The following is a 6804-nucleotide window of genomic DNA, read 5'->3' as shown; positions in this document are numbered from 1 at the left end:
CTGCGGCGGGTCGATCGTCCCGCCCTTGGCGACGACGTCGTAGTTGGTGGTGCGCTCGGTGAGCGCCTCGCCCTGGAAGCGCTCGGCGAGGATCCCGGCCTCCCCGGTGAGCCTGGTGCTCCCGCAGGACACGGAGTCGTGGCCGCGCCTGGTGACCGCCGTCGTGCAGAACTCGACGGACTCCACCCAGGCCCCGATCGCGCTGATGATGAGCCAGGCGAGCCCGCGCGTCGACTACAAGGTCGACTACGCCATCTCGCTCGAGGCCAACGCGCGCATCCCCGACGTCGCGCCCGTCACCGTCGGCACGTCGATCGTGGCGCCCGACTCGCGCCTGATGAAGCTCGCCCCGCAGACCGTCGGCTCCGCGTACGCGGACGTGCTCGCCAACGGCGACTCGAGCCAGTACGCCGAGCTCTTCGCGGCCGACGGCGACACCCTCCGGGGGCAGGTCGGCGTCGACAAGAAGAACGCCGACCGCGAGGCGCTGCCGGACACCGCCTCGATCGAGTTCTCGAACGCCGCCGGCACGTCGCCGACGATCGCGCTCGCGACGAACGACTCGGGGGCCCTCGTCGCGGCGAGCATCGCCGAGACGTCGACCGTCCGCCCCACTGCCGAGGGCTCGACCGTCTCGACCTCCGGCGCCTCGCAGACCCTGCTGGGCACGGACAAGTCGACGACCGGCATCGAGACCACCTACGGATACCAACTGCTGTTCTACGTACCGCCCGTCGGATCGGAGGAGAAGATCGTGATGCTCGGATGGAGCCAGGGACTCGTCTCGGTGGTGCAGCTGCCGTGAGCACCGTCCCGCCCCTGCCCGGAAACCTCCGCGGCGCCGTCGACCTCTCGTCGCTGGTGAACCGCCGCACCCCGCCCGCCGCCTCCGCCGGCGCCCCGGCCGCGCCCGCCGCTCCCGGAGGCGCGCCCGGCGCGAATCCGCTGCTGCTGACCGCCGGCGACGCCGAGTTCGACCAGGTGGTCCAGCTCTCCTCGCGCGTGCCGGTGATCGTCGACCTGCGCGGCTCCTGGTCGGACCAGAGCCAGAGCATGACCGCGCTGCTCGAGAAGGTCGTCGTCTCGTACGCCGGTGCGTTCGTGCTCGTCGGGGTCGACGTGGAGTCGAGCCCGCAGCTGGCGCAGGCGTTCCAGGTGCAGTCCGTGCCGACGGTCGCCGCGATCATCGGCGGCCGCCCGGTGCCCCTGTTCAGCGGCCTCGTCGCCGAGGAGCAGCTGCGCGACCTGCTCGAGCAGGTCCTCCAGCTCGCGGCTCAGAACGGTGTGACGGGCACGGTGCCGGTGGAGGGAGCCGCTCCCGCCGAGGGCGCGGAGCCCGAGCCCGAGCCGCTGCCGCCGCACCACCAGGAGGCCTACGACGCGATCGACCGGGGCGACTACGCCGCGGCGATCACCGAGTACGAGACCGCCATCGCGCAGAACCCGCGCGACGACCTCGCGGTCGCCGGTCTCGCTCAGGTGCGGCTGCTGGCCCGCCTCCAGGGCCGCACGCTCGACGACATCCGCTCGACCGCCGCGGCCGAGCCGTCGAACCTCGACGCGCAGCTCGCCGTCGCCGACCTGGACGTCTCGGGCGGCCACGTCGAGGACGCCTTCGACCGGCTGCTCTCGATGTTCCCGCGGCTCGACGCCGACGGGAAGGCCGCCGTCCGCGCGCGCCTCCTGGAGCTCTTCGAGATCGTCGGTCAGACCGACCCGCGCGTCAACAAGGCTCGGGCCCGGCTCACCGGCCTGCTCTACTGACGCCGGCCGGAACGCCGAGAGGCCGCCCGCTCGCGACGATCGTCGCGGCGGGCGGCCTCTTCCGTGCGGGGACCGATCAGTCGGCGGGTCGCAGGTAGAGCACGGCCAGCGGGGGCAGGACCAGCTCGGCGGAAGCCGGGCGGCCGGCCCACGGCTCCTCGCGAGCCTCGACCGCTCCGAAGTTCCCGACTCCGCTGCCGCCGTAGATCTCGGCGTCCGTGTTGACGAGCTCCTCCCAGCGGCCCGCCGTGGGCAGGCTCACCCGGTAGCCGTGCACGGGCGAGCCCGAGAAGTTGGCGATGACGGCGATCGGGCGACCCTCGCTGTCCTTGCGCAGGAACGAGACGACGTTGGCCGCCGCCGCGCCGCCGTCGATCCACTCGAAGCCCGACTGCTCGTGGTCGAGCTCCCAGAGCGACGGCGAGTCGCGGTACACGCGGTTCAGCTGACCGACGAGGCTCCAGAGACCGCGGTGGCTCGGCTGATCGAGGATCCACCAGTCCAGACCCCGCTCCTCGCTCCACTCGGAGTACTGGCCGAACTCCTGGCCCATGAAGAGCAGCTGCTTGCCGGGGTGGGCCCACATGAAGGCGAGGTAGGCGCGCACGTTCGCGAGCTGCTGCCAGTGGTCGCCCGGCATCTTCTGGATCAGCGAGCCCTTGCCGTGCACGACCTCGTCGTGGCTGATCGGCAGGACGAACTTCTCGCTGAAGGCGTAGACGAACGAGAAGGTGATCTCACCCAGGTGGTACTGGCGCCAGAGCGGGTCGTTCGCCATGTAGTCGAGCGAGTCGTGCATCCAGCCCATGTTCCACTTGAGCCCGAAGCCGAGGCCGCCGGAGCTGGTGGGCTGGGTGACGCCGGGCCAGCTCGTCGACTCCTCGGCGATCATCATGATGCCGGGGTGCAGCTTGTAGGCCGTGGCGTTGACCTCCTGGAGGAAGCTGATCGCCTCGAGGTGCTCGCGTCCGCCGTACTGGTTCGGCAGCCACTCGCCCTCCTTGCGGGAGTAGTCGAGGTAGAGCATCGAGGCGACGGCGTCCACCCGCAGGGCGTCGACGTGGAACTCCTCGAGCCAGAACAGGGCGTTCGCGACGAGGAAGTTGCGCACCTGGGTGTGCCCGAAGTCGAAGACGTAGGTGCCCCAGTCCATCTGCTCGCCGCGGCGCCAGTCCGGGTGCTCGTAGAGCGGCTCGCCGTCGAAGCGGGCGAGGGCGAAGTCGTCCTTGGGGAAGTGCCCCGGCACCCAGTCGACGATGACGCCGATGCCGGCCTGGTGCAGACGGTCGATCAGGTACTTGAGGTCGTCGGCCGTGCCGAAGCGGCTCGAGGCGGCGTAGTAGCCGGTGACCTGGTAGCCCCAGGAGCCGCCGAACGGGTGCTCGGCGAGCGGCATGAACTCCACGTGCGTGAAGCCGAGCTCGGTGACGTACTCGATCAGCGGGTCCGCGAGGTCGCGGTAGCCCAGTCCCGGACGCCAGGAGCCGAGGTGCATCTCGTAGACGCTGAGCGGCTGCGTGTGCGGATCGACCGAGGCTCGCTTCTCCATCCAGCCGGAATCGCCCCACTGGTGGTGCGAGACGGGGACCTTCGAGGCGGTCGCAGGCGGCACCTCCGTGGCGCGGGCCATCGGGTCGGCCTTGCGGACCCAGTGGCCGTCGCGCGAGAGCAGGTCGAACTTGTAGGAGGCTCCGGGCTCGACGCCCGGGACGAAGATCTCCCAGACCCCGGTCGTCCCGAGGTTGCGGAGGGAGTGGCCCTCGCCGTTCCAGTCGTTGAAGTCGCCGACGACACGAGCGGCCTGGGCGTGCGGGGCCCAGACGGCGAAGCTCGTGCCCCAGACCCCCTCGTGCTCGCGGTGGCGGGCACCGAGCGCCTCCCAGAGGCGCTCGTGGCGGCCCTCGCCGATGAGGTAGAGGTCGAAGTCGCCGACCGTCTTCGAGAACCGGTAGGGGTCCTCCGCGGTCCACTCGCCGCCACCGCCGTAGCGGGCCTCGACCGTGTACGCCTGCGGACCGAGGACGTGGAAGCCCTGCCAGATCCCGTCGCTGAGGTGGCTCAGCTCGACGCGGGCGCCGGTGGCGAGCACCACGGCGACCTTCTCGGCGAGCGGGCGGCGCACGCGGACGACCGTCACCGGGTCGGAGACGCCGGGGGCCGCGACGAGGTGCTGGCCCAGGACGTCGTGGGGGAGCGCGTTGCTGCCGGTGGCGAGCTGCTGCAGCACCCACTCGGGGATGTCGGGCAGCGCGATCGCAGCGGTGCCGTCGACGGGGCCCGAAGCGGAGGCGGGGTCCGCGGTCGTCTCGGCGGGGCCGGCGGTCGTCTCAAAGCGCGCGGCACTGTCGGCTGCGACGGAATCGGCGGCGTCCGTGTCGTCAGGCAGGTCGCCCTCGGCCCCGCTGCCGACCGGAGCGGACTCCGCGTCGTCGGCGTCGGGCTCGACGGTCACGGCGTCGTCGGCCGCGACCGGCTGAGGCGCCTCCGGGACCGTCCCGACCGCGTAGCTGCGCGCGTTCTCGCCGTCCGCTCCGGGGTGCTGTCGAGCGTCGGGCGCCGCGTCGGCGACGTGCGCGCCGTGGCCGGAGGTGGTCGCCGAGCTGGTGCCGGTCGTCGGGACCGTCTCGGCGTGCGCGCCGAGGCCCGCCTCCTCGGCCGGGCTCGTACCCTCGGGGGTGGTTCCGCTCATCGCTCGTCCGCCTTCACGCTCAGGATGTGCACGGGCTCGACGAACGAGTCGAGCCGCACGTAGTCGTCGCTGCCCCAGGTCCAGACGGCGCCGGTGATCAGGTCCTCGACCTCGAAGGTCGCGCTCCAGTCGAGCCCGATCGCGGGCAGGTCGAGGTGGACCGTGGTCTCGCGGGCCGAATGCGGGTCGGTGTTGACGACGACGATGATCGTGTCGTCGGTCCCGGTACCCGTGAACGCGGCCTGCAGGTGCTTGGAGTAGACGAGGATCGCGTCGTCGTCGCTGCCGTGCACGTGCAGGTTCCTCAGCTGCCCGAGCGCGGGGTGCGAGCGCCGGATCTCGTTGAGGCGCGTGATGTACGGCGCCAGCGAGCGGCCCGACTCCTCGGCGCCGGCCCAGTCGCGCGTCTTGTACTCGTACTTCTCGTTGTCGATGTTCTCCTCGGCGCCGGGGCGAGCGACGTTCTCGACCAGTTCGTAGCCGGCGTAGACCCCCCACAGCGGCGACGCTGTCGCGGCCAGGGCCGCCCGTACCTTGTACGCCGAGCGGCCGCCGTACTGGAGGTACTCGGTGAGGATGTCCGGAGTGTTCACGAAGAGGTTCGGCCGCATGTAGTCGGCCGTCTCGTGGGAGATGCTCGTGAAGAACTCGCCGAGCTCCTCCTTGGTGTTGCGCCAGGTGAAGTACGAGTACGACTGCTGGAAGCCGACCTTGCCGAGTGCGCGCATGATCGCGGGGCGGGTGAACGCCTCCGCGAGGAAGACGACCTCGGGGTGCTCGGCGTTGACCTCGTGGATGATCCACTCCCAGAAGTCGAGCGGCTTCGTGTGGGGGTTGTCGACGCGGAAGATCCGCACGCCCAGGTCGATCCAGTGCTGCAGGACCCGCAGCGACTCCTGACGGATGCCCTCGGGGTCGTTGTCGAAGTTGATCGGGTAGATGTCCTGGTACTTCTTCGGCGGGTTCTCGGCGTAGGCGATCGAGCCGTCGGGGAGCGTCGTGAACCACTCGGGGTGGCTGGTGACCCAGGGGTGGTCGGGCGAGGCCTGCAGGGCGAAGTCGAGGGCGAGCTCGAGGCCCGCGGCCTCGACCGCGGCGTGGAAGGCGCGGAAGTCGTCCTCGGTACCCAGGTCCGGGTGGATCGCGTCGTGCCCGCCCTCGGCCGAGCCGATCGCCCACGGCGAGCCGGGATCGTTCTCGCCGGCGTCGAGGGTGTTGTTCGGGCCCTTGCGGAAGGAGCGGCCGATGGGGTGGATCGGCGGCAGGTAGAGCACGTCAAAGCCCATTGCGGCCACAGCGGGGAGGCGGTCGATCGCGGTGCGGAAGGATCCGCTGGTCACGGTCCCGTCCTCGTGGCGCACGGCGCCCTCGGAGCGGGGGAAGAACTCGTACCAGGCGCCGACGCCGGCGCGGGTGCGCTCGACGTGGACGGTGCGCGGCTCCGAGACGCTGGTGAGGCTCATCACCGGGCGGGCGTCGAGCGCGCCGTGGACGGCGGGATCGGTCGCCGCGGCGAGGCGATCCTCGGCGCTCAGCGTGGTGTCACCGACGCGGGCGGCGGTGTCGGAGAGCAGGCTGCGCTCGCCCTCGGGCCGCGAGGAGTCGTCGGCGCCGCTGCGCAGCAGGCCCTCGCCGATGGCGAAGGTGACGTCGATGTCCAGGCCGGCCGGGATCTTGACCTCGGCCGTGTGGAGCCAGGTCGCCCAGTCGTCGGCGTAGGCGCGGATGCGGTAGTTCCAGTCGCCCTCCTCGTCGAGGGCCACGAGACGGCCGTAGCGGTCGGTGCCGGTCGCGAGGAGCGACATGCGGTGCTCCGACTCGGCCCCGGACGGCGAGCGCAGCAGGAGGTCGACGCCGATGAGGTCGTGCCCCTCGCGGAAGGCCGTGGCGGCGAAGGGGACGACCTCGCCGACGAACGCCTTCGCGGGCCAGCGGTCGTCCTCGAGCCGGGGCTGCGGGTCGATGATCGGCAGGCGCTCGGCGCGGACGCGGTAGCCGCTCCCGGTCGTCGCGGGCGCCGGCGACGCGTCGGGTGCGTCCGCGGTCACCGGGGCGGCAGGAGCACTGTCGGCCGCGGGGGGAGCAGGAGTCGCCTCGGGGGCGGCGGCGGGCGCCGGAGCGGCCGTCTCGGGAGGCGCCGACGCCTCCTGGGGTGCGCGTCCGCGACCCGCTCGCCGTGCGTCCTTGCCGTTCTGAGCCTTGCCGAAAGGTATCTGAGCCACGTCACGACAGTAGCGACCGGCGGCGGCTCGCACACGACGCTTGCGCCCGCGCTCGGGCCTGTGCAAACGAGCCCGGGGAGCGCGCGCCGGCGCGTCGAGGCGGGTCCGCGTCCCGCCGATCCGCGGTGG

Annotated in this window: 5 protein-coding genes; 2 read left to right on the top strand and 3 right to left on the bottom strand. The window is 71.9% G+C overall.

Going from position 1 to position 6804, the window contains the following annotated elements:
- The coding region (locus C5C27_RS18355; RefSeq protein WP_219813146.1) for a hypothetical protein at positions 1-186 on the bottom strand (186 nt) is incomplete at its 3' end.
- Here C5C27_RS18355 and C5C27_RS08060 point away from each other — a divergent pair.
- Positions 164-805: a hypothetical protein gene (locus tag C5C27_RS08060; protein ID WP_219813145.1), complete on the top strand. Its 642-nt coding sequence runs from the start codon at positions 164-166 to the stop codon at positions 803-805. The two genes, C5C27_RS18355 and C5C27_RS08060, sit on opposite strands and share 23 nt — an antisense overlap.
- The gene (locus C5C27_RS08055; protein ID WP_104314080.1) at positions 802-1764 is read left to right on the top strand and encodes a tetratricopeptide repeat protein; all 963 of its coding nucleotides are present in this window, start codon (positions 802-804) and stop codon (positions 1762-1764) included. The genes C5C27_RS08060 and C5C27_RS08055 overlap by 4 nt, the downstream gene beginning before the upstream one ends.
- 76 nt (positions 1765-1840) lie before the next feature.
- Here C5C27_RS08055 and glgB read toward each other — a convergent pair whose 3' ends face one another.
- Both glgB and C5C27_RS08045 read right to left on the bottom strand, forming a co-directional pair.
- Positions 1841-4453 (bottom strand): 1,4-alpha-glucan branching protein GlgB, encoded by a 2613-nt coding sequence (gene glgB / locus C5C27_RS08050; RefSeq protein WP_104314079.1) that lies wholly within the window; start codon positions 4451-4453, stop codon positions 1841-1843.
- Positions 4450-6420 carry an alpha-1,4-glucan--maltose-1-phosphate maltosyltransferase gene (locus C5C27_RS08045; RefSeq protein WP_258066555.1) on the bottom strand — a complete coding sequence of 657 codons (1971 nt, stop codon included), beginning with the start codon at positions 6418-6420 and terminating at the stop codon, positions 4450-4452. Before C5C27_RS08045 ends, glgB begins: the two co-directional genes overlap by 4 nt.
- Between the last annotated feature and the right edge of the window lie 384 nt (positions 6421-6804).

It is taken from the genome of Rathayibacter sp. AY2B7, assembly GCF_002931635.1.
Lineage (GTDB): Bacteria > Actinomycetota > Actinomycetes > Actinomycetales > Microbacteriaceae > Rathayibacter.
Note: the sequence above shows the minus strand (reverse complement) of the source record. Positions and strands in the feature narration are given on the sequence as shown.